General features: G+C 33.8%; 1 protein-coding gene. It reads left to right on the top strand.

All coding sequences use genetic code 11. The features are described from left to right. Positions 1-141 precede the first annotated feature (141 nt). On the top strand, positions 142-1113 hold the full coding sequence (locus ABD690_RS13475; protein ID WP_344731120.1) for an IS110 family RNA-guided transposase: 972 nt from the start codon (positions 142-144) through the stop codon (positions 1111-1113). Positions 1114-1149 lie beyond the last annotated feature (36 nt).

Genomic DNA, 1149 nt, shown 5'->3' on the forward strand with positions numbered 1-1149 from the left:
ACGCAGAAGCTTAAGACTTCGTCAACATTGAAAATCCCCTCTCTTTTCTACACAGATTTCGTACAGTTCTATGAGGCTTTTAGACCTCGATTTTAAGTCGTAGAAACTCGCGTAGCTTGTCCTTTCAAAAAACATTTTCTTATGAATAAAGATATTAAATATTTTGGTATTGACATTAGCTATTTGGTATTTGATGTTACAGATTCTGATGGCAATTATTATCAGTTTAAAAACAATGAATTTGGTTTTAAGAAGTTTACAAAACTCTTAAATGAAAATAGTCATTGTGTTATGGAGGCAACAGGTTATTATCATTATCAGCTAGCATATCATTTACTGGAATCAGGAATAAAAGTATCTGTAGAAAATCCATTAGCAGTAAAACGTTATATCCAGATGAAGCTATCAAAGATCAAGACAGATAAGAGTGATTCAAAACTTATTTGCGAGTATGCCACACAAATAGAATTGAAGCTTTGGGAAGGTAATTCAAAGGATGAAAAAGCATGTCTACAAATAGTCAGAGCCCTTACTGTATATACAAAGCAGAGCACGATGATAAAAAACAAACTACATGGCGAAGACGTATTAGGTAACCCAAGTAAGCTAGTTGTTAGGTCTTTAAAACGTAGTTTAAAACAGATTCAAAAGGAGATGAAGACTTTAGAGGCAGAGTTAGTTGTTTTAGTGAAAGCGACACATCAAGAGCTCTTAACACGCTTACAGACCATACCAGGGATAGGAAGTAAAACAGGTATAATGTTAGTGGTTTTAACAGGCGGATTTGACCGTTTTACAAGCGCCAGTGAATTGTGTAGTTATGCAGGTCTGACTCCATTAACCAGACAAAGTGGAAGTAGTATAAATGGACGACCAAGGATAAGTAAAATAGGCAATCAAAAGCTTCGGAATTTATTGTTTATGTGCAGTTTTAATGCTTGTAAATACAACAAAGCATGCAGAGATTTATATGAGCGAATTGTTGCCAAAGGAAAGAGCAAAAAACTAGCCTTAATAGCTGTGTGTAATAAGTTACTAAAACAGGCTTTTGCAATAGCAAAATCAGGATTGATATATGATGATGCTTATAAAAGTACTTTAGCGAAAAATTAATAGATTTTTACTTGTTTTTTACCACAGTACTTTGTT

The organism is Corallibacter vietnamensis, assembly GCF_039537875.1.
GTDB lineage: Bacteria > Bacteroidota > Bacteroidia > Flavobacteriales > Flavobacteriaceae > Corallibacter > Corallibacter vietnamensis.

Excerpts from the sequence above, each read along its gene's own strand:
- ABD690_RS13475 (WP_344731120.1), top strand. The coding sequence starts at position 142 with ATGAATAAAGATATTAAATATTTTGGTATTGACATTAGCTATTTGGTA.